The sequence below is a fragment of the Bacteroides sp. MSK.20.82 genome, from assembly GCF_019052485.1.
GTDB lineage: Bacteria > Bacteroidota > Bacteroidia > Bacteroidales > Bacteroidaceae > Bacteroides > Bacteroides thetaiotaomicron.
On sequence record NZ_JAHQUN010000037.1, the window covers coordinates 15,481 to 37,302 of the forward strand.

Here is a 21,822-nt window from a genome sequence, read left to right on the forward strand (position 1 = left end):
GAATGGAACGAACTGCTATGGAAAACCTCGTACTATTAAAACTTATATTCAGAAACTGGTGGCGCAATAAACTTTTTGCGGTCATCTCTTTGGTCAGTCTTGTGGTCGGTATTTCCTGTACCAATCTTCTGATCTCGTTTGTCATCCATGAATATACGATAGAAGGGGAAAATCCAAAGAAGGACCGTATCCTGCGCCTGACTCAGCGACTGCCATCCATGCAGAGCACCGGACAAGTATCATTTGTCTACGGAGGATCGGTTGCCGGAATGATAGCTCCGTTTCCGGAGATTGAATCTTATCTCCGGCTGACCGAGAAGGAGGCAACTCATATTGAAATTGAGAACCAGCGCTTTCCTCAACAGGTCATTGTTGAGGCCGACAGTTCTTTCTGCCGTTTTTTCCCGTACCAGATATTGTCCGGCAATATGAAAGAAGCCTTGACTAAGCCGGACTGTATTGCTTTGAGTGAAGAAAAGGCCATGCAATACTTCGGGAAGTTCGATTGTATCGGGCGAGAACTTTCTGTGGTATATGGAGATAAAGTTGAAATGAAAAAGGTATCTGCCATATATAAGTTTTATGCGCAGTCAGCACTCCGTATTGATTTGCTTGGTAATTCTCAGAACCTGCAGGAAGAAGGAACTTCCTGTATGATTCTTCTCAAAGAAAAGACTGACGTGTCAGCCTTTCGCGAGCGTTTTGAGTCAACAGAACTGCCTACAGTGACAGGTCCCGGTTATTATAAACTCCAGACATTACAAGAATCCTACTTTGACACAAAACTGGCTGATTCCGTGAAAACATTCAGTCATCGGCAGATCGCTTTGTTGAGTATCGGTTTATTATCAGCTTTTCTTGTCTTATTCATCGCTTGCTTCAATTACGTAAACCTAAGCTTTTCGCGCCTGCTGAAACAAGTAAACATGATTCATGTAGAGACATTGATGGGAGCTTCTCATTCATATATTTGCCGGCAACTTTTTATTGATACATTCCTTACCGTATTTATCGCTTTCATCCTTTCCATTCTTGTAATGGGGGACATACTTTCTCTTTTCAATTATTTCTTTGATGCCCGTCTGACTTTCGGTTTCATTCTTTCATGGAAAGTCTTTCCATTTATTCTTCTGTTTGTTTCTCTTTTGGCCATTATACCGGCCACCTATATGACGAAGAAACTGAACCGCATTTCTATCAGCGGATATCGGCAATTTTTTCAAGGGAGAAAAAGAAGAAGACTGGTAGCGACCCTTGTAGGCGTGCAAATGGTTATCTCCATCGGATTGATGACTGCCTTTATGATGATACGTACGCAACTTTCAACCATAGAAGGGCAGGGTGAACGCTTTAAAGGAGTTATAATTTTAGGTAATGAGGGGGCTGCCTTGACTATCCCTTTGTATAATGACATTAAAAACCTGCCCGGTATCCAAACTGCCCTGTTATCCAAAGGGCGGATAACGAGTCCTTTTAATATCATCATTCCACTAAACAGGAATGGGCAGGAAGTAATGGTAAATAAAGTTTTATTGACCGAGAACTATGGACTGCTGGACTTATTCAACATAGAACTTCTCGAACCGGAACGAACGGAGGATTTATTTTCCAAGGTAGCCCATCCGGTAGTTGTTAATGAAGCCTTTGTACAGTTCTTTGTACCGGGAGGAGAAGATCCGGTGGGGCAGACCTTAAGCAAATATGAGCAGGACAACGCCGGTGAAGGAACTATTATCGGTGTGTGCAAAGATTTCAGACTGACTTCTTTCAACTCTGCCATTACTCCGATGCAGATTATTCTTCAAGAGATTCCGGTCGATCAGGCAACCTACCTGTCTTGTCGTATAGATGAGGGCAGACGCAATGAGATAGTAAAAAATCTCCGGTTGCTGTGGGAGAAACACGAGCCGGGACATTCTTTTGTTTACATAGACGCCTATCAGCAATATATATCCAACAATACAGATATGGTGAATTTCTCCCGATTATTACTGGCTTATGCTATAATCAGTTTGTTCCTGACCCTTTTTGGTATCTTTGGAATTACATGGTATGCGGTAGAACAACGAAAAAGAGAAATTGCGATTCGTAAAGTACACGGTGCCTCTTCCCGCCAAATTCTATTGTTGTTGAATCGTCCGTTCTTCTATTATATTCTGATAGCCGACATGATCGCTATTCCTATCGTATATGTCTTGATGAAACGGTGGAGGGAACAGTTTGTGTATCCTACGGATTGGGGAATAGAAGTATTTATAGTACCTGTCGTCTTATTGATGCTTGTAACGTTTGTCACAGTTGTCCTTAACGGATATCATACGGCATTAAGTAATCCGGCTGAGACTATTAAAACGGAATGATCACTATGAATATGTAGTTCTTCAGTATCCAGTTTCTAAGAAGATAAAACGTTCTTCTTTTGCCGTTGACTTTGAAGCTAATCAACCGTTGGAAAAACAGGAAAGGTGGCATCGGACAAAATAAAAGCTACTCTCTTTGGGGGAAGAGAGTAGCTTGACTTCAAGATACACTATAGAGTGCACTTGCTATAAAATACCTATCGAATGCTCATGTGTCAGTTAATAATAGTGCCCTTGACATCCAGTTCTCTGATAGCAGCGACAGTACTGTTTCCTCCGTCATCGGGAATCGTGAGTCTGATGTAACGTGCTTTGATCGATTTTACATAATATTCCAGGGCGGCATCCTGATTCGTGAATCCGAATCTGCCGATAGGAGTCCAGTTCACGTTATCTTCACTAGCTGCAAACTCGACCACTTTGATAGGATTGTTTGAACCTCTGCCGCGCGGAAGCAATTCCACCTGTGCTATTTGTATGTTTTGCTTCATATCTATCACAATATCATACGGTAGCGGGTCGTTTCCACCTTGCCATTTGGCATGCCAGAATGTTTCAGTGTCTCCGTCTATCAGACATTTGGCTAATCCATTGCCGGCTCCTTCTCCCGAAGCTTCCTGTGTCGTAAAGGACAGAACTTCCCAGCCGCTCTTTGATATTTTCGTTCCTTCTTTTATGATGCAGAATCCTGTGTAGGTGTCTTTATCCGCACGGATAGTGGCATCGGAAGTAACTTCGCCTATTTGCACAGGAAGCATATAATTTCCCGGAAGAATGTTATCTTTCAGCTTGTAACTGACTGTGGTCTGATCAACTCCCTGAGACAATGACGGGGATTCGGGTTTGGTATAGCACTCTGCCGGCAGAAGACTGAAATAAGTCTGATTGGCACTGTTGTACGTATCTACTACCGACTGGTTGTTGACTAATGTACAGTTGATGTTCCATTTATTGCTAAAAGGTACTCCAATGGTAATCGGCAACTCTTTTACATTGTTGACATTGATTTCCTGTATACCATCGTTTATGATAGTTACAATGGGTTCGGAAACTTTAAATCCCAGTAGGAGGGTGGAACGGCCGGGGTTCAACTTCTCTCCTGTAGTGCTTGCTTTGAGTGGGAGAATGTATTGAACATTGTCATAGCCGCACAACGCATGAATCTTTGTCGGGTCGTATACGATAGTGCCTTTTGCCAGTCTGTCACCGGCAGATACGTTAACCGTTGTGTTAGTCATTTGATAACAATCTTCCGGAAGTATCTGGTAACTGGTTCCGTCGGCAGTATTGAGTGAGTCGAGCAGGCTTTTGTCTACGGTGAAGGTGACGGTACTGTTATTCAGTTCCAGTCCTCCGTGTTGTATCCATAAGTCAGCATTGTATTTTTCTCCTACATTATACGATTGCAGAATAGTCAGTCCGTTTTCAGACAATGACAAAATCCCTTCGGATGTATTGCTCGTATCAAAGGTTTCATCACAACCGATAATAGATAGAGTGATGCAGCCTGATATTAGTATATAACTTATTTTTCTCATAATGCTCATTGATTTATTGTGCTTATACAATTACCAGCCCGGATTCTGGACGAGGTTTTGTGTCTTTCTCATTTCGTGATCCGGTATTGGCTGTAAGTACATCTTTCTGTTGAATACAATTTTTTCAGTTTCCACTACGCGGTTGAACTCTTCGGTATCATTGATAGTTCCCCGAACATTCATACCGTGTGCATATCCGTTCTGGCGTCCTTCACCGTCTTTGTCGGCAATCATCCAGCGGCGTACATCAAAATAACGTTGACCTTCCGTTGCCAGTTCAATCTGACGTTCGCGCTGAATGGCTGCTCTTTGCAATTCTTTATTACCTACGATACCGGGATTCAGTATTTCTACTTTCGGCAAGCCTGCCCGTTCGCGTACGAGGTTCAGATAAGTCAGTACGCGTGAGTCGCTCGGATTTACTTCGTTGGCAACTTCTGCATATATCAGATAGAAATCCGCCAGACGGAAGATTATGGAAGGACGGTTCTGACTAGCTACACCCGGACTGGTTTTGCTGATTGATCGGTTGAAGCGCTTGAAAAGCATATATCCGGTTGTAGTGGCTTGTCCTTCCTGAACGCCTGCATTACCTCCATTGTAGAACTGGACTTGTTTGCAGGTGACAGGCCATTGGCGTCCGTTGAAGAAGACAGTGTTGTAGAAACGTGCTTCACGATTCAGATAGCGGTTACTGACTGTTACGTTGGTGTAGTTCTTAGAGTATTTTCCGTCATTCTTGTCCTTGTAAGTTCCGTAACCATCTTCTTTATAAAGTGTTGATTTCGGCAGATAGTCGGTTTCCTTGATAGGAAGTCCGTCGTTCATATAGAAGGCGTCTACGAGTTCTTGCGTTACTCCGGTCGAACCCAAACCGTTCTTTTCGCAGCGAGGAACGATTCTTCGGTCGAATGCGTCACCGTCAAGTCCTCTCCAGTCGTTGTTGGCGGTGCCCCAGATGATTTCTTTATTGTATTTCTGAAAGAGGTTGTAAACGGAGGCATCTACGTCTAGAATCTGTTCACCGGTGCTGCTTGTTGTATATTCTTTGTATAACTCGTAGCGGTTTCCGGTTTCTGCGTAATCGATGAAATCTTTGCAGGCGTTTAATGCAGTATTCCATTTGTTGTCATCACGATCCGGGAAGAGTCTTGTACCGTCTGGGTTGGTCAGAGACAGCGCTTCTCTGTATCCCCCGTTGAGAAGGGGGCTGGCTGCATATAGCCACAATTTGGCACGTACGGCCAAAGCGACACCTTTGGTTGGCCATGCGCGGTAAGATTCATTTTCGTGCATCGGTTCCTGTGGCAGTTCATTAGCTACTTCACGTAGTTCCTGATCAATATACGTGATAACTTCATCTACCGTATTTCTGGGAACATCCTGAGTCTCTGTCGCCTCGTATACCTTATCTTTTACGAGGATAATAGGACCGTATTGTTCCAATAGCAGATAATTGTAAAATGCACGCATGAAGCGTACGTTGGCACGCATCTCATTCAGTTCGTCTTCTTCCAGTCTGTCGCCTTGCGTACCGCTGGTTGTAATCACATGAGCTTTCTCTAGGAAAATGTTAGCCTGCCGGATGTATTTATAGCAGTCGCCATAGCGGTGAAAACCAGCAGTCGCCGCATTCTTGTCCGAGTTGTTGGCCTTGGCAGCATTTCCATAACCTACTACTAGTTCATCGCAGATTGCAGCCCACGGATTTTTAAAGGCTCCTACATTCAGGCTGTTTATTCCCGAATAATCGGGGATTCCTGCAAAGACATTGGCATACCATCGTTTGGTATAGGCTACGTTTTCAAATATTTGATCTGTATTTTGCAAGCCTCCTGACATCTGGTCCGAAACAGCCAGATAATCACATGAACTGACGGAGAAGAATAATCCCATCAGCAACATATATATGTGACTTTTACTTTTCATATTTTTATCTTTTATGGTTTTTAGAATGTGAAATCAAGACCGATTGTATAGGTTCGCGGCAGCGGATAGTTAAGTCCGGCATTCGCATTTCCGGCTTCCGGATCGAAATATTTGATATGATCCCATACTGCCAGGTTATATCCCATCAGATAGATACGGGCAGCTTCGAAGCCGATCTTGCTTAAGAATTTCTTAGGTATCTGATAGCCGATTTCTATATTCTTCAATCGGAGGAAAGAGCCATCGCGCAGCCACCATGTACTGGCAACGCGGTTATTAGCATTGTTCGCATTGCTCTTGTGCAGACGGGGAATAATTACATCCTGGCTCGGATTGTTCTCTGTCCAACGGTTTAATGCAAAGGTGCGATAGTTGGACTGGTCTACACCCCATGAGAATGGGTACCATCCTTCGGAAGTCTTTCCACCCAATAATACAGAAGTGTTCCCTGCTCCCTGGAAGAAGATGCTGGCGTAGATTCCTTTATATTCGGCATTTAAACCGAATCCGTAGATAATTTCCGGAGTTTCCGGATGACCGATTCCTCTTACACGGTCATAAGAGTCGATGATTCCGTCTCCATTGACGTCGGTATATTTGATGTCACCGGGACCAAGGAGTCCGCCTAAGGTTGGTTGTGGAATTTCCGAACGGAGTTTATAAGTCTTCAGACCGTTAGCGTTGGTGCTTACGGTAAAGTCGTCTTCGGTATAAAGTCGTTCTGCGATGTAATAGAGATTATCTTTATCACTGACACGTTTGCCCGTAATAGCTTGGTAGTCATACTTTGGAGGAAGTTCATCATATTCCAGAATTTTATTGCGGGTGAATGTGAATGTACCTCTTGCGCTAAGTTTTACCTTGCCTATATTTTGATGAGCGTTCACAGACATGTCAACACCTCTGTTGCGAACCTTACCGAAGTTTTGCCACGGATCGTCTCTCAGACCGCCAAGCTGGGGAACAGTCTGACGTTGCAGCAGAATCTGGCTTCTGGTAGAATCGAAGTAATCAAAGATAACTTCAAGACGGTTGTCAAACAAGCCGATATCGAAACCGTAGTTTTGTTTGTCTTCTACTTCCCATCCTAAGTAAGGAGCTGCAAAACGTCCTTCTATGATACCGTTGCCGATACCGTTCAGACCGCCTCCGGTATCATTGTAACCTTGCGTAAAACCTCCGGCATCCATTTTGTAGGTCGGACGGTACAAGAAACGGGTTCCTCCTGTGTTGTCGTTACCGGCACGTCCTACAGAGGCTCTTAATTTGAGTTTGGGGACATACTTTTTGATCACTTCCGGGTAGAAAGACTCATTGGAAATGTAGTAGGCAAGACCTACTGCCGGGAAGAAACCGAAACGGTTGCCTGAAGCAAATGCTTCCGAACCGGTGTATCCGAAGTTGCCTTCAATGAAATAGCGTCCGCTGTAACCGTAAGTTAAACGTCCTACCAGACCTTGCTTACGATAGGGAAGTGCTACATTGTGATATTGGGTTTCCTTTTGCATGTACAATAGCATGGCACCTACTTCGTGCTGGTCGAACGTACGTTTATAGTTGATGGCAGCATCTATGTAAATCTTCTTGGTTGCGCTTGTCGCACTATTCTTAGGGTCCTGCAATTCAGGGTTTCCGGATACGACTGTGGCAAATAATAGATTGCCGTTTTCGTCGCGTCCCGTAGCATGATATCTTGTCGGATTATATTCACGGCGAACGATCATTTCACTATCATAGTCATAACTTGCGTTCAGGCGTACAGACAAACCTTTGGTGATAAAATCCAGTTTCTGGTCTACATAAACTTTGGATTGAATGGCAGTACGGTATTCTTTGGCGTATCCGGAGTTCATCAATAAGTTGTACGGGTTGCGCATGTTAGCGTCACGTTCCTGTGAGTAGGTTGAAACAGTACCATCACTGTATACAGCCGGAAATGTATATGGAGGAGTAATCAGCATGGAACGGAATATATTGGCAGTTCCTGTTCCCGGATAATTATTAACTAGATACTGAAGTGCGAGGTCAACTCCTACAGTTGTAGTGCTTGATACGTTCATATCAATATTTGAACGAAGATTGATACGGTCGATGCCGATGTTTGTATTATATTGTTTGGTAGGACTTCCTTTGAAAATACCACTTTCGTTGTAATATGCTGCCGAAACAAAGTATTTTGCTTTTTCTGTACCTCCACGTACATTCAAGGTATATCTGTGTGTGAATGTGTTTTTACGTAACATTTTGTCGATCCAGTTGGTATTTGGATATAGGTCCGGATCGTCATTGTTCCGGTAATGTGCAATTAAGTCATCCGAAAACTGCGGTAATTCCCCATCATTATGGAGTGCTTCGTTGAACAGGTCCAGGTAGTCGGCCGAACCAACGAATTCGGGAAGACGGGTAGGGGAAGAAATGGTGTGTTCTGTCTTGAATGAAATCTTAGCCTTTTCTACACGTCCGCGTTTGGTAGTGACAAGTACTACACCATTGGCTCCCTCGGCACCATAAATGGCTGTTGCAGCGGCATCCTTCAAAACCGAAAACGTTTCGATTTCGTCGGGTTCAATGTCACTCATGCTTCTGGGTACACCGTCCACAAGTACCAGCGGAGATGTACCACCCGCAAAGGTACTTACGCCTCGAATCCAAAACTCTGCGTTATCATATCCGGGTTCACCCGAACGTTGTACCGCAATCAAACCGGCGACTTGTCCGGCAAGACTGTTATTCAGGCTTCGCGAAGGGACAACGATATCCTTTGGTTTGATGGAACTCATAGAAACGACTACGCTTTCCTTTTTCTGCTGTCCGTAGCCGACTACTACAACTTCATCCAGCGCTTTGGAGTCTTCGTTCAACATCACATTGATGTTGCGGCGTCCTTTTACTTTTATTTCTTCGGTTACGTATCCAAGGTATGATACTTGCAAAATAGCATTGTCGGAAGGAACCATAATCTGATAACGTCCTTCTACATCGGTTATTGCTCCGACGTTTGATTGTCCTTTTACTACAACATTGGCTCCGATGATAGATTCTCCTTTGCTGTCTGTTACTACTCCTGTTATTTTAATCTTATTTTGTTGCGTTGTTTCTGAACTCTCTATGCCATTCATCGGCTTTTCCGCATTGCCGGCATTTATGAGTGGAGAAAAACATAAAGAAAAGAACAGAACACCGATTCGCGCGGTTGTGTGTACTTTGTTTGAGGTAAATAAAATGTTTTTCATAATTTTGATTTTAAAATAATAACTAGTTTACCGGTTTTGTTTGTAAACGATAGGGATGGTAAATCATAATACTGTAATATTTCCATAGGCATTGATTGTGTGTTGATTTTTGATTAAAAACTAGGTTATGAAATATAGAATTGAGTAAACTCTAAGGCGGTATAAGTTCATGGAGAACTTGGTGGGATTAGTATTATGAGTACATATTAATTTCAAATACCCCCGGAAATATTACTTTATCAGAATTATAAAAGGAAAAGATAGGGTAAACGAAGAAATAACTTTTAAAAAAAGCATCAATTTATAGCGTACTTCTTAAAAATATAACTATTTTTGTCGCCAACAAAGCAAAGAAAGTCATTCAATATTTGTAAACCTTAAATTTTCAAAAGATGAAAGCTTATTTTTCTAAAATCTGCTACCAAGTTCTCCATGAACTTATCTGAATACATTCTTGGTCTGCTTATTATTTATTTGATTATTAATGTGTTAGCTGTTTGATTGAAGTGGGCATAAAATAGTATTTAACATATTTCTGTTTTGTCTGTCTTATCTTTATTTTACATTTTATATAATTATATATGTATTATTATTTTGTAATGAACGTATGCCAGTATAGAAAAACTGTTAATGCCTTATTTCAATTAATTTTAAGCAGGTTCATGGGAAAAACAATTTTAAAAATTACCTTTGCAATATTCTAAGTTTTATCTCAAATAAAAAGCATATGAACAAAATGAGAGTTTTTTTATTGTTTGCTGTTTTGGTTGGTGTGACAAGTGCTTGTCAATCAAAGAGCGGACAGACTGCGGGACAAGAGCAGGATGCTATGGATGATAGTCTGGCTGTAGCTCCTACAGAAGATGAGAAAACAATCTTCGGGGTAGTAGAAGATGCTTCAATGAATAATTTTATGTTGGTTACTTCGAAAGGAGATACAGTGTTCGTCAGTACAATGGATCAGGAACCAAGTGAGATCGGTGGCTTCGAACTGGGAGATACCGTACAGGTGAATTACATAGAAGAAGAGGAAGAGCCGGGATCGAATACGATACCAACTGCAAAGAAAGTGATTGTAGTAGGGAAGAAGGCGAACCGGACAAATGACTAATTAATAATCTAATTAGAACTACAGAATGAAAAAGAAAATGTTGGCAGCAACTCTGCTAATGGGTTTATTGGCTGCATGTGGAGGTAACTCAGCCTCAATTGTTGGCTCATGGGTAGAACCCGTGCCAGGTATGGAAGGACAAGTACAAGGTATTAAGATGGAAGAAGGAGGCGTTGCTTCTTCTGTCAATATGGCTACCTTGGTTTATGAAAGCTGGAAACAGGAAGGAACTAAACTGATTCTGACAGGAAAAAGTATCGGAAATGGCCAGACGATTGAATTTGTGGATACGATGGATATCAAGAGACTGACGGCTGATTCTTTGGTTCTGGATAACCAAGGAATGGAAATTCGGTACGCAAAGCAGAAGTAATTTGTGTTGCTGTAGAATTAAAAAAGCTACTTTCTAGATGATTTGTCTTTCGGAAAGTAGCTTTTTTTATAGCTTTTCAGAGATGCTGCTTACAAAAGGTCTAAAGCCTTGAAAGCTTTCACTAACTTTTCTACAGCACTGTCTATTTGTTCTTTGGTGTGAGTAGCCATTAATGCCACGCGTACCAATGTGTCTTGCGGAGCACATGCCGGCGGAATGACCGGATTGATGAATACGCCTTCGTCGAAAGCTAACTTAGTAACCATGAAAGTCTTCTCCGTATCGCGTACATAAAGAGGAATGATAGGAGATTCGGTAGCACCGATTTCGAAGCCTGCTTCACGGAAACGTTTCAGAGCATAGTTGGTTGCTTCCCACAGAGCGTTCAGTCTTTCTGGTTCGTTCTGGATGATATGAAGCGCTTCCAGAGCAGCTGCTGTTGCAGCCGGAGTGTTGGATGCACTAAAAATATAAGTACGTGCATTGTGTCGCAGCCAGTTGATAATAGAAGAATCAGCAGCGATAAAACCGCCGATAGAGGCCAGTGACTTACTGAAAGTACCCATGATCAGGTCTACTTCGTGTGTCAGACCGAAATGGTCGCATACACCACGTCCCTGTTTTCCGAATACACCCAAACCGTGAGCTTCGTCTACCATGATAGTAGCATTATATTTATGTTTCAGGCGAACGATTTCGGGTAGGTTTGCCAAGTCACCTTCCATAGAGAATACACCATCTACTATGATCAGTTTCACTGAATCCGGATTGCACTTCTGAAGTTGCTTTTCCAAATCCGCCATATCGTTGTGCTTATATTTTAATTGCTGTGAGAAGGAGAGACGACGGCCATCTACGATAGAGGCATGGTCACGGTCATCACATATTATATAATCATTTCGGTCGGTCAGGCATGAGATAACTCCGGAATTAACCGTAAAACCGGTAGAGAAGCAAAGTGCTTCATCCTTGCCAACAAAGGCAGCCAGTTCTTTTTCAAGTTGAACATGAAGATCGAGCGTACCATTCAGAAAACGTGAACCGGCACAACCGGAACCGTATTTGCGCATGGCTTTGATACCTGCTTCAATCACTTTTTCATCTCCCGTAAGGCCAGTGTATGCATTGGACCCGAACATTAACACATGTTGTCCGCCCATTTCTACTTCTGTACCCTGCTTTCCCTCAATCTCACGGAAATATGGGTAAACGCCCTGTGCCATAAATTTCTGTGGCAGGTCGTACTTAGCTAACTTCTCTTGTAATAATCCCATGAATTATAATTTATTATACTCATACTCAGATCATTCGCTGATGATCTAATTTCCTTTTATCTTAACAAGTGTTTAAAACAGGGGGCAAAGATAACAAAATTTGCTTTTATCTGTTCTTTTTAAAAGAAAAAAGTTGCTCCCATGAGATTAGAAACCTCTAATAGATCAAAATTTAATATATTTGTATTACTTTTGTCGTCTATAATTGACAAAGATTAGCATGAACGAAAGAATGAAAAGAATAATATTCGTCGTCAATCCTATTTCGGGAACACAAAGTAAAGAATTGATTCTTAACTTGCTGGATGAAAAAATTGATAAGGCGAGATACACTTGGGAAGTAGTGTATACGGAAAGAGCCGGTCATGCAGTAGAGATAGCTGCCAAAGCTGCGGAAGAGAAAGCTGACATCGTTGTGGCTATCGGGGGGGACGGAACAATTAATGAAATAGCTCGTTCGCTGGTACATACTGATACCGCATTGGGAATTATTCCCTGCGGATCGGGGAATGGACTGGCGCGGCATCTGCATATACCTATGGAACCTAAGAAGGCACTGGAAGTGCTCAATGAGGGATGCCTGGATACCATAGATTATGGTAAGATTAATGGTACGGACTTTTTCTGTACTTGTGGAGTAGGGTTTGATGCATTTGTCAGTTTGAAATTTGCTCATGCCGGAAAGCGCGGACTATTGACTTATCTCGAAAAGACGCTGCAGGAAAGTCTTAAATATCAGCCCGAAACATATGAACTGGAAACGGAAAACGGAGTCAGCAAGTATAAAGCTTTTCTAATTGCCTGCGGAAATGCGTCGCAATATGGAAACAATGCATATATAGCTCCGCAAGCCACATTGACGGATGGTTTGCTAGATGTGACCATCCTCGAGCCTTTTACCGTTTTGGATGTACCCTCTCTTGCTTTCCAGTTATTTAATAAAACTATTGATCAGAACAGCCGGATCAAGACATTCCGTTGTAAGAAGTTGTGTATTCGACGGGCTGTGCCGGGAGTCGTGCATTTTGATGGTGACCCGATGGAGACGGAGGCGGATGTAAATATCGAACTTATTAAAAGCGGATTACGCGTAGTTGTGCCGAAGACAGAAGAAAAAGATGCGGCCAACGTTCTTCAAAGAGCACAGGAATATGTGAACGGAATAAAACTGATTAATGAGGCGATTGTGGACAATATAACAGATAAAAACAAGAAAATATTGAAAAAGCTGACAAAGAAAGTCTGAAATAAATGCCGATTTCTGATTTATTGTGTACTTTTGCAAGCTACTTAACGAAAAATATCATAAATATTAGAAAATATGTTCAGAACGCACACATGTGGAGAACTGAGAATCTCCGATGTTAATAAACAAATCACGCTGTCTGGATGGGTACAGCGCAGCCGTAAAATGGGAGGTATGACTTTCATTGACCTTCGCGACCGTTACGGTATTACCCAGTTGGTTTTTAATGAAGAAATTAATGCTGAACTTTGCGACCGTGCCAATAAACTGGGTCGTGAATTCGTGATTCAGATCACAGGAACAGTGAATGAGCGTTTCAGCAAGAATGCAAACATCCCTACCGGAGATATTGAAATTATCGTTTCCGAACTGAACGTTCTGAACACCGCCATGACTCCTCCGTTTACAATTGAGGATAATACGGATGGTGGTGATGATATCCGTATGAAATACCGTTATCTGGATTTGCGTCGTAATGCCGTACGCTCTAATTTGGAATTACGTCATAAGATGACAATCGAAGTACGCAAGTATCTTGATAGCCTGGGCTTTATAGAGGTAGAAACTCCTGTACTGATCGGTTCTACTCCGGAAGGTGCACGTGACTTCGTGGTACCTTCACGCATGAATCCGGGACAATTCTATGCACTTCCGCAATCTCCGCAGACACTGAAACAGTTACTGATGGTTTCCGGTTTCGACCGTTATTTCCAGATTGCAAAATGTTTCCGTGACGAAGACTTGCGTGCCGACCGTCAACCGGAATTTACACAGATTGACTGTGAAATGAGTTTCGTAGAACAGGAAGACATCATTTCTACTTTCGAAGGAATGGCCAAACATCTGTTCAAGACTCTTCGGGGTGTTGAACTGACTGAACCGTTCCAGCGTATGCCTTGGGCTGATGCCATGAAATATTATGGCAGCGACAAACCGGATTTGCGTTTCGGCATGAAGTTCGTCGAACTGATGGACATCATGAAAGGTCACGGTTTCTCTGTATTCGATAATGCCGCATACGTTGGTGGTATCTGTGCGGAAGGGGCTGCAACTTATACCCGTAAACAACTCGATGCCTTGACTGAATTCGTCAAGAAACCGCAGATTGGTGCGAAAGGTATGGTGTATGCTCGTGTAGAAGCAGACGGTACGGTGAAATCAAGTGTAGACAAATTCTATACACAGGAAGTGCTGCAACAGATGAAGGAAGCATTTGGCGCTAAACCGGGTGATTTGATTCTGATTCTTTCCGGCGACGACGTGATGAAAACACGTAAGCAACTTTGTGAACTCCGTTTGGAAATGGGTTCCCAATTGGGATTGCGTGATAAGAATAAGTTTGTTTGCCTTTGGGTGATTGACTTTCCAATGTTTGAATGGAGTGAGGAAGAAGGTCGTCTGATGGCTATGCACCATCCGTTTACGCATCCGAAAGAAGAAGATATTCCATTGCTGGATACTGACCCGGCTGCTGTGCGTGCCGATGCTTATGATATGGTTGTCAACGGCGTGGAAGTCGGTGGAGGATCTATCCGTATTCACGATGCCCAGTTGCAAGCCAGAATGTTCGAAATCCTTGGCTTCACACCGGAGAAGGCACAGGCTCAGTTTGGCTTCCTGATGAATGCCTTCAAGTATGGTGCACCTCCTCACGGTGGTTTGGCATACGGTCTTGACCGTTGGGTGTCTCTTTTCGCCGGTCTGGATTCTATCCGTGACTGTATTGCATTCCCCAAAAATAACTCAGGACGCGATGTAATGTTGGATGCACCGTCTGAAATTGATCAGACTCAACTTGACGAACTCAACCTGATCGTTGATATCAAAGAAAATAAGTAAACGATGAACAAATATCGTTCTCTTTATAATACCACCCTGTCACTCATAATTAATTTATTATTAGTGATGGGGTGCTTTATTCTCTGTCGTGTCATCTTTCTGATAGAAAATCTGAAGGCTTTTTCCGATCTTTCAGCCGGACGAATCTGGAGAATGTTCGAGGGAGGATTCCTTTTTGATACTTCTGCCATTCTTTATACGAATCTTCTGTATATTTTCCTGATGCTGATTCCGCTTCATTATAAGGAAAATGTAATATATCAGAAGATTACAAAGGGGATTTTTGTGACAACCAACCTGATTGTCATTATTATGAACTTGATGGATACGGTTTATTTCCAATATACCCATCGAAGAACGACTGCGTCCGTATTCAGCGAATTTAAGAATGAAGGGAATCTGGGAGGTATTATAGGGACAGAATTATTGAATCACTGGTATCTGACGTTGTTTGCCATTGCTTTTGGTTATGCTTTATTTAAGTTGTATCGTAAGCCGAAGCCGGTAAAGGTAGAGCGTATGCCAGTTTATTATACGGTTCATTTGCTTACTTTGGGGCTTGGAGTGTACTTGTGTATCGGCGGAATGCGTGGCGGATTTACCGGCATGGTGCGTCCAATCACAATCAGCAACGCCAATAAGTATGTAGACCGGCCGATGGAGACGGGGATCGTACTGAATACCCCTTTTTCTATCTTCCGCACGTTTGGAAAGACCTCATTTGCCATACCTCAGTATTTCGATAAAGAGAAGATGGAAGCTTTGTACACGCCGGTGCATATGCCTGCGGATAGTGTGCAATTCAGGCCGTTGAATGTGGTTGTTTTTATTCTGGAGAGCTTTAGCAAAGAGAATAGCGGCTTTCTGAATGAAGAATTGGACAATGGAACCTATAAGGGATATATGCCTTTCCTTGATTCGTTGATGGCTGAAGGTCTGACTTTTAAATATTCATTCTCTAATGGTATGAAGAGTATCGACGGAATGCCTTCCGTATTGTCGGGTATCCCGATGTTTATAGAACCGTTCTTTCTGACACCATCTTCTTTGAACACGGTATCCAGTATAGGCGGGGAGTTGGGCAAAAAAGGATATTACACCGCTTTCTTCCACGGGGCGGACAATGGCTCTATGGGATTTGAAGCTTTTGCACGTACGGCAGGGTACACCAATTACTTTGGTCGTACGGAATATAATGAGGCTAATCCGGGTAACAAGGATTTTGACGGGCATTGGGGAATTTGGGATGAGAAATTCTTCCAGTTCTTTGGCAATACTTTATCCGGTTTTCAGCAGCCTTTTGCAGCTGCGTTGTTCAGCCTTTCTTCCCACCATCCGTTTGCAGTTCCGGCAGAATACGAAGGCGTTTTTCCGAAAGGGAATAAAGCTATTCGTCAGTGCATCGGATACACGGATCATGCTTTGAAGTTGTTCTTTGAAAAGGTTTCGAAAGAACCGTGGTATAAAAATACGCTGTTCGTATTTACAGCAGATCATACCAACTCGCCGGAACGTCCGGAGTATGAGACGGAAAGCGGGTTGTTCTCTGTTCCTGTAGTGTTTTATCAGCCGGGAAGTAATTTGAAAGGTTTCCGTAAAGATGTGATAGCACAACAAATTGATATTATGCCTACTGTATTGGGGTATTTAGGGTATGATAAACCATTTGTTTCCTTCGGGTGTGACTTATTGAATACGCCTGCTGAAGATACGTATGCCGTAAATTATATCAATGGAATATATCAATTCTTTAAAGGTGACTATTTATTGCAGTTTGATGGCCGGAACGCCGTAGCCATGTATGCGTTTAAAACGGATAAATTGCTGGAACATAATCTTCTGGGTCAGATTGATGTACAACAGTCGATGGAAGATGAACTGAAAGCAATCATTCAGCAGTACATGATACGAATGAATAACGACGAACTTGTTGTGAAATGAAAGAATCAGTGCGCATATTTCGCTTTATAGTAATCGGAACGATGAATGCTTTGATCATGGCCCTTGTTGTGTGGCTGATGATGAGAGAAATGTCATTCGAAGGTGACTATATGGTGGCTAATGTAACTGCGTATATTATAGCCCAGATTCATAACTTTATCTGGTGCAAGTATTGGATATTCCCCGTAGAAAAAAGAAAGAACAATGTCTGGAAACAGATACTGTTCTTCTGTTCTGCTTTCGGGGTTGCTTACACTGCGCAGTTTTTATTCCTTATTTTGTTGGTAGAAGGTCTGGATGTTAATGAATATCTGGCCCAGTTCCTTGGATTGTTTATTTACGGAGCTGCCAACTTTATTGCTAATAAGAAGATTACTTTCCAATAAAAAAGGATATAATACGGAGGTCCACAAGAGTTGCTATTCAGGCTTTTACTCTTGTGGACCTCTTGTATTATTTCTATCGGTGATCAATTGTGATTCTGCTCGTTAATCCAAAAAACGTTTGGTGAGTCCGTCATATTCATCAATTCGACGGTCACGGAGGAAGGGCCACCAGCGGCGAACGTTCTCCGAACGTTCCATGTCTATTTCAACTACCATGTTTTCAGGATGATCGTTGCTTGCCTGTGCCAGAAACTCTCCTTGCGGTCCGGCTACGAAGCTGTTTCCCCAAAACTGTATGCCGTTCGTTTGACCGGAAGGGTCGGGCTCGTGCCCTACACGGTTGACAGAGATAACCGGAAGACCGTTTGCTACTGCATGAGCACGTTGGGAGATTATCCACGCATTGAGTTGGCGGGCTTTTTCGTCGTCCGTATCGCTACTTTCCCAGCCGATGGCGGTAGGATAAATTAGAAGTTCAGCCCCTTTCAGAGCCATCAGACGGGCAGCTTCCGGATACCATTGATCCCAGCATACCAGTACTCCCAGTTTGCCTAAGGATGTCTGAATCGGTTCGAAACCGATATCTCCGGGGGTGAAATAAAACTTTTCGTAATAGGCAGGATCATCGGGAATGTGCATTTTCCGATATTTTCCGGCAATACTTCCGTCACGGTCGAAAACGACAGCTGTGTTATGATATAGGCCCGGTGCGCGTTTTTCAAAGAGTGAAGCAACAAGCACTACCTTATTAGCTGCTGCCAGTTCAGAGTAGAAACCTGTAGATGGTCCGGGGATAGGCTCGGCAAGGTCAAACAGATGCGTATTTTCTGTCTGGCAGAAATAAAGTGAATTGTGCAACTCCTGCAGCACGATCAGTTGTGCTCCGTGAGCAGCACAGGCTTCAATGCTTTTAGCGAGGTTCATCAGGTTGACCCGAATATCTGCAGTATTGGATTGTTGGATTAATCCTACTTTTATCTTTCTCATGATGAATAATTATTTAATATACTACTGAAATGTCCGTTATTGGATAACACCTGACGGATACTGCATGGTGACGCAATGCAGAGAACCGTGTTGCTTGATCAATGCCCGACAATCAATCCCGATGACCTGATGTTTAGGGAATGCTTGTTGTAATACTTCTCCCGCCTTCCGGTCATTATCCGGCTGTTGATAGGTGGGGTAAAGAATTGCATCATTCATAATCAGAAAGTTGGCATAGGTAGCAGGCAGTCGTTCACCGTCTTCTTCTATCTTGTCTGCCATTGGCAAAGCCAGCAGGCGATAGGGCTCTCCTGCCAATGTGCGGAATGTTTTTAATTGTTCCTCCATGGCATGCAGTGCTTCATAATGTTCGTCTTCGGTATTGTCGCATTTCACGTAGGCAATGGTGTCGGTGGAACAGAAGCGTGCCAAGGTGTCGATATGACTGTCGGTATCATCGCCGGCCAGATAACCGTGATCCAGCCAGAGGACTTTCTGCAGGTGGAAAGTTGATTTGAGATATTCTTCTATCTCTACTTGATTCAGTTTACCGTTCCGGTGGGGAGAGAGCAGGCATTCGGTGGTGGTAAGCAGTGTTCCCATACCGTCGCTCTCGATGGAACCTCCTTCGAGAACGAAGTCAAGACAGTCTATATACTGGCCTTTCAGCGCTCCGGCTTTTACAGCCTGTCCGGTAATCAGATTATCCAGTTCGGAGGCGAACTTCAATCCCCAGCCGTTGAATGTGAAGTCGAGCAGGGAAGGGTTGCCGGTATCTATCATGGTGATAGCTCCGTGGTCGCGTGCCCATGTGTCGTTTGTCTCACATTTCAGAAAGCGGACATTGTCCATGTTTACGGTAGCCACTATCTGTTTCTTTACTTCTTCGGGCTCGGGAGTCACGATTAATAATAACTCACGTTTGGCTATTTCTTTGGCTATGTTGACAAAACATTCTTGTACTTCTTTCAGCATATATGCCCAATCTGTACCGGCATGCGGCCATGTCAACTGTATGCCGCTTTGCAGATGCCATTCGGCAGGCAGGTGAGGAGCTCTCATTTCTACCTGTACAGTCATATTCTTTCCAAAGTTTAATTGCAAATCTTTTTCCGAGCCACTAGGGCTGGGAAGTCCAACCATGATTCCCATCAGACTATATTATATTTAGTTATAAAATCAGTTTATAAAATGAGCAGGTACCAGTCTTTTGACACATACCTTATGCTTTGGCTTCCTGTTTCGGCTTCCGGTCAAAGAATGGATTCTTTGAAGAGGCGCTCACCGGAATAGCCATAACCATCTTGCAGTCTTTCAGCCAATTGAGGTGTTGTGCTGCCAATCCGGCAGAGAACATGACACGGGTATCTACACGCATATCGGCTGCTGTGGCACAAGCGGAACCGATGGCGATGCCTACGTCAATACTGTTCAATGCACAGGGGACGTCTTCCGTGCGTCCGGCACATGTCGCAAATCCGCAATGTCCGCAATTCAAACCTTGTGCCTGTTCGCGTGTTCCTATCAATACAACACATTCGGCACTCAAGATGTTGTCGGCATCCCGAAGGAAAAACTTCATTCCGTGTTCTTCTACCATAGCTATCATTTTGTCCGACAACAGTTTAATATCTTCATCGGTAATCAAGGCCACTTCAATGATATCAATCCCTTTTCCTTTCGGAGCAGTGCGTGCGGCGGTCATCATTTGGCGTGCTACCTGTAATATATGCTCATGACGGGCATCTCTTTCGTTCAGTATCATAACTTTTCTCGAATTAATTAGTGAGGCAAAGATAACGTTTTTCAAGAAAATACTACCTTTGCCGGAAAGAAAGAATTGAAAACGCCATGCTACATATCAACAATGCTTGTATCGCTTTTGGGACAGAAGTACTTTTTTCCGGATTAAATCTGAATCTGGAGAGGGGGAAAACCGCCTGTATTGTAGGGCAGTCCGGCTGTGGAAAGACCTCATTGCTAAATGCGGTGATGGGCTTTGTGCCGTTAAAGGAGGGGACCATAAAAGTAGGAGATACCTTGTTGGATAAATCAACTATAGATATAATCCGGCGGCAAATTGCATGGATTCCACAAGAACTGGCCTTGCCTTTTGAATGGGTAAAGGAAATGGTGGCTCTTCCGTTTGATCTGAAAGTAAATCGTTCCGTTCCTTTTTCGGAAGAAAGGCTCTATGAATATTTTGATGATCTGGGGCTGGAACATGATTTGTATACTAAAAGGGTGAATGAAGTCTCAGGCGGACAACGTCAGCGTATCATGCTGGCAGTGGCTGCGATGCTCAACAAACCTTTGATCATTATTGATGAACCGACATCAGCGTTGGATGCCGGGTCAACAGACAAAGTGCTGGCTTTCTTCAGGCGGCAGGCAGAGAAAGGGGCGGCTGTGTTAGCTGTATCACATGATAAAGACTTTGCTTCGGGCTGTCATTATTTAATAGAACTATAAACGATATTTAATACTAGCATAAAGGGAATTTATTTTGGGAACCATCGATATTTCATATTATAATTTATTTATTGGCTTGCTATTGCTTGCCATTCCGTTCTTTTATCTTTGGAAGTTCAAGACGGGTTTGCTGAAACCTGCCGTGATAGGTACGCTTCGAATGATTATCCAGCTATTTTTTATCGGTATATATCTGAAGTATCTTTTCTTGTGGAATAATCCCTGGATTAATTTCCTTTGGGTGATTATCATGATATTTGTTGCCGGACAAACGGCGTTGGTACGTACTCAACTGAAACGGGGCATCTTGCTGATACCGATTTCTATAGGTTTTTTGTGCAGTGTAGTAGTGGTTGGATTGTACTTTATCGGTGTTGTCCTCCAGTTAGATAACATTTTCAGTGCTCAGTATTTTATTCCAATATTCGGAATTTTAATGGGAAATATGCTTTCAAGTAATGTGATCGCATTGAATACTTATTATAGCGGGCTGAAGCGGGAACAACAATTATACCGTTATTTATTAGGAAATGGAGCTACACGCCAGGAAGCTCAGGCACCATTTATAAAACAGGCTATCATCAAGTCATTCAGTCCTTTGATTGCGAATATTGCAGTGATGGGATTAGTGGCACTGCCGGGCACAATGATCGGACAAATTTTGGGAGGAAGCAGTCCGAATGTGGCAATCAAATATCAGATGATGATTATGGTTATCACCTTCACGGCTTCCATGCTATCACTGATGATTACTATTTCACTGGCTTCCCGAAGGTCATTTGATGCATATGGGAAGTTATTGGAAGTAACGAAAGAAACGAAGAAATGACTGTTACCGACCGGATATTTCAAAATGTGGCGGAACTGTCTGTTCCGCATTTTTTCATTACTGTAGAGTTCTCGGTAGTGGGAAATGAAATGCCGGAACATATCGAATCCTTCATTTGGGAAAAATATCAGGCTATTCTTCATGGCGCAAACGGACGCAAATTTGTCTATACAGAAGGAGGGTGGCGTCTTTTTTTCACTTTCTTTCCTACAGACAAAGTGGTAGATGAACGGTATGCACTAAAGAATAAGGTGCAGATGAAGTTTCACAAATAAATATTTCTTCCATTCAGGAAAGAGATCCG

General features: G+C 42.9%; 17 protein-coding genes. 10 read left to right on the forward strand and 7 right to left on the reverse strand.

Annotated features, from left to right (window positions below; translation table 11 throughout):
- Positions 1-2 precede the first annotated feature (2 nt).
- On the forward strand, positions 3-2,360 hold the full coding sequence (locus KTR07_RS21160; RefSeq protein ID WP_011107500.1) for an ABC transporter permease: 2,358 nt from the start codon (positions 3-5) through the stop codon (positions 2,358-2,360).
- Positions 2,361-2,575: 215 nt separating this feature from the next.
- Here KTR07_RS21160 and KTR07_RS21165 read toward each other — a convergent pair whose 3' ends face one another.
- From KTR07_RS21165 to KTR07_RS21175, 3 genes are read right to left on the reverse strand one after another with little or no spacing between them, the layout of a single operon-like run.
- Positions 2,576-3,898, reverse strand: a complete 1,323-nt coding sequence (locus KTR07_RS21165) for a BT_3987 domain-containing protein (RefSeq protein ID WP_118336994.1) — start codon at positions 3,896-3,898, stop codon at positions 2,576-2,578.
- Between the two features lie 30 nt (positions 3,899-3,928).
- Complete coding sequence (locus tag KTR07_RS21170; protein ID WP_118336925.1) at positions 3,929-5,827, reverse strand: RagB/SusD family nutrient uptake outer membrane protein; 1,899 nt, start codon at positions 5,825-5,827, stop codon at positions 3,929-3,931.
- A gap of 20 nt (positions 5,828-5,847) precedes the next feature.
- On the reverse strand, positions 5,848-9,060 hold the full coding sequence (locus KTR07_RS21175) for a TonB-dependent receptor (RefSeq protein WP_195392711.1): 3,213 nt from the start codon (positions 9,058-9,060) through the stop codon (positions 5,848-5,850).
- A gap of 727 nt (positions 9,061-9,787) precedes the next feature.
- Between KTR07_RS21175 and KTR07_RS21180 the strand changes: the two genes are divergently transcribed.
- On the forward strand, positions 9,788-10,171 hold the full coding sequence (locus tag KTR07_RS21180) for a hypothetical protein (protein ID WP_113748502.1): 384 nt from the start codon (positions 9,788-9,790) through the stop codon (positions 10,169-10,171).
- Positions 10,172-10,196: 25 nt separating this feature from the next.
- Positions 10,197-10,544 (forward strand): lipocalin family protein, encoded by a 348-nt coding sequence (locus tag KTR07_RS21185; RefSeq protein WP_008765707.1) that lies wholly within the window; start codon positions 10,197-10,199, stop codon positions 10,542-10,544.
- 89 nt (positions 10,545-10,633) lie between these two features.
- Here KTR07_RS21185 and KTR07_RS21190 read toward each other — a convergent pair whose 3' ends face one another.
- Entirely contained in the window at positions 10,634-11,818 is a 1,185-nt protein-coding gene (locus KTR07_RS21190) for an aminotransferase class I/II-fold pyridoxal phosphate-dependent enzyme (RefSeq protein WP_217315499.1), read from the reverse strand.
- Positions 11,819-12,038: 220 nt separating this feature from the next.
- On the opposite strand from KTR07_RS21190, the gene KTR07_RS21195 reads away from it, so the two are divergent.
- The 4 genes from KTR07_RS21195 to KTR07_RS21210 all read left to right on the forward strand — a co-directional run bounded on the left by KTR07_RS21195 (position 12,039) and on the right by KTR07_RS21210 (position 17,230).
- Positions 12,039-13,064 carry a diacylglycerol kinase family protein gene (locus KTR07_RS21195; protein ID WP_008765709.1) on the forward strand — a complete coding sequence of 342 codons (1,026 nt, stop codon included), beginning with the start codon at positions 12,039-12,041 and terminating at the stop codon, positions 13,062-13,064.
- 75 nt (positions 13,065-13,139) lie between these two features.
- Positions 13,140-14,903: an aspartate--tRNA ligase gene (gene aspS, locus KTR07_RS21200; RefSeq protein ID WP_008765710.1), complete on the forward strand. Its 1,764-nt coding sequence runs from the start codon at positions 13,140-13,142 to the stop codon at positions 14,901-14,903.
- A 3-nt stretch (positions 14,904-14,906) separates the two neighbouring features.
- Positions 14,907-16,844, forward strand: coding sequence for an LTA synthase family protein (locus KTR07_RS21205; RefSeq protein ID WP_022472023.1), 1,938 nt, complete (start codon positions 14,907-14,909; stop codon positions 16,842-16,844).
- Positions 16,841-17,230 (forward strand): GtrA family protein, encoded by a 390-nt coding sequence (locus tag KTR07_RS21210; RefSeq protein ID WP_008761542.1) that lies wholly within the window; start codon positions 16,841-16,843, stop codon positions 17,228-17,230. The genes KTR07_RS21205 and KTR07_RS21210 overlap by 4 nt, the downstream gene beginning before the upstream one ends.
- A 102-nt stretch (positions 17,231-17,332) precedes the next feature.
- Here the strand turns inward: KTR07_RS21210 and KTR07_RS21215 are convergent, their stop codons facing one another.
- The 3 genes from KTR07_RS21215 to KTR07_RS21225 form a co-directional block, all read right to left on the reverse strand.
- On the reverse strand, positions 17,333-18,217 hold the full coding sequence (locus KTR07_RS21215) for a carbon-nitrogen hydrolase (protein WP_055217917.1): 885 nt from the start codon (positions 18,215-18,217) through the stop codon (positions 17,333-17,335).
- 36 nt (positions 18,218-18,253) lie between these two features.
- Complete coding sequence (locus tag KTR07_RS21220) at positions 18,254-19,369, reverse strand: agmatine deiminase family protein (RefSeq protein ID WP_055217915.1); 1,116 nt, start codon at positions 19,367-19,369, stop codon at positions 18,254-18,256.
- Positions 19,370-19,439: 70 nt separating this feature from the next.
- Positions 19,440-19,982: a ferredoxin domain-containing protein gene (locus KTR07_RS21225; protein WP_117981273.1), complete on the reverse strand. Its 543-nt coding sequence runs from the start codon at positions 19,980-19,982 to the stop codon at positions 19,440-19,442.
- Between the two features lie 86 nt (positions 19,983-20,068).
- Between KTR07_RS21225 and KTR07_RS21230 the strand changes: the two genes are divergently transcribed.
- The 3 genes from KTR07_RS21230 to KTR07_RS21240 are packed head-to-tail and all read left to right on the forward strand — an operon-like array spanning position 20,069 to position 21,793.
- Positions 20,069-20,689, forward strand: coding sequence for an ATP-binding cassette domain-containing protein (locus KTR07_RS21230; protein ID WP_008761546.1), 621 nt, complete (start codon positions 20,069-20,071; stop codon positions 20,687-20,689).
- Between the two features lie 34 nt (positions 20,690-20,723).
- The gene (locus KTR07_RS21235) at positions 20,724-21,518 is read left to right on the forward strand and encodes an ABC transporter permease (RefSeq protein WP_117981274.1); all 795 of its coding nucleotides are present in this window, start codon (positions 20,724-20,726) and stop codon (positions 21,516-21,518) included.
- Positions 21,515-21,793: a hypothetical protein gene (locus KTR07_RS21240; RefSeq protein WP_117981275.1), complete on the forward strand. Its 279-nt coding sequence runs from the start codon at positions 21,515-21,517 to the stop codon at positions 21,791-21,793. The genes KTR07_RS21235 and KTR07_RS21240 overlap by 4 nt, the downstream gene beginning before the upstream one ends.
- Positions 21,794-21,822 lie beyond the last annotated feature (29 nt).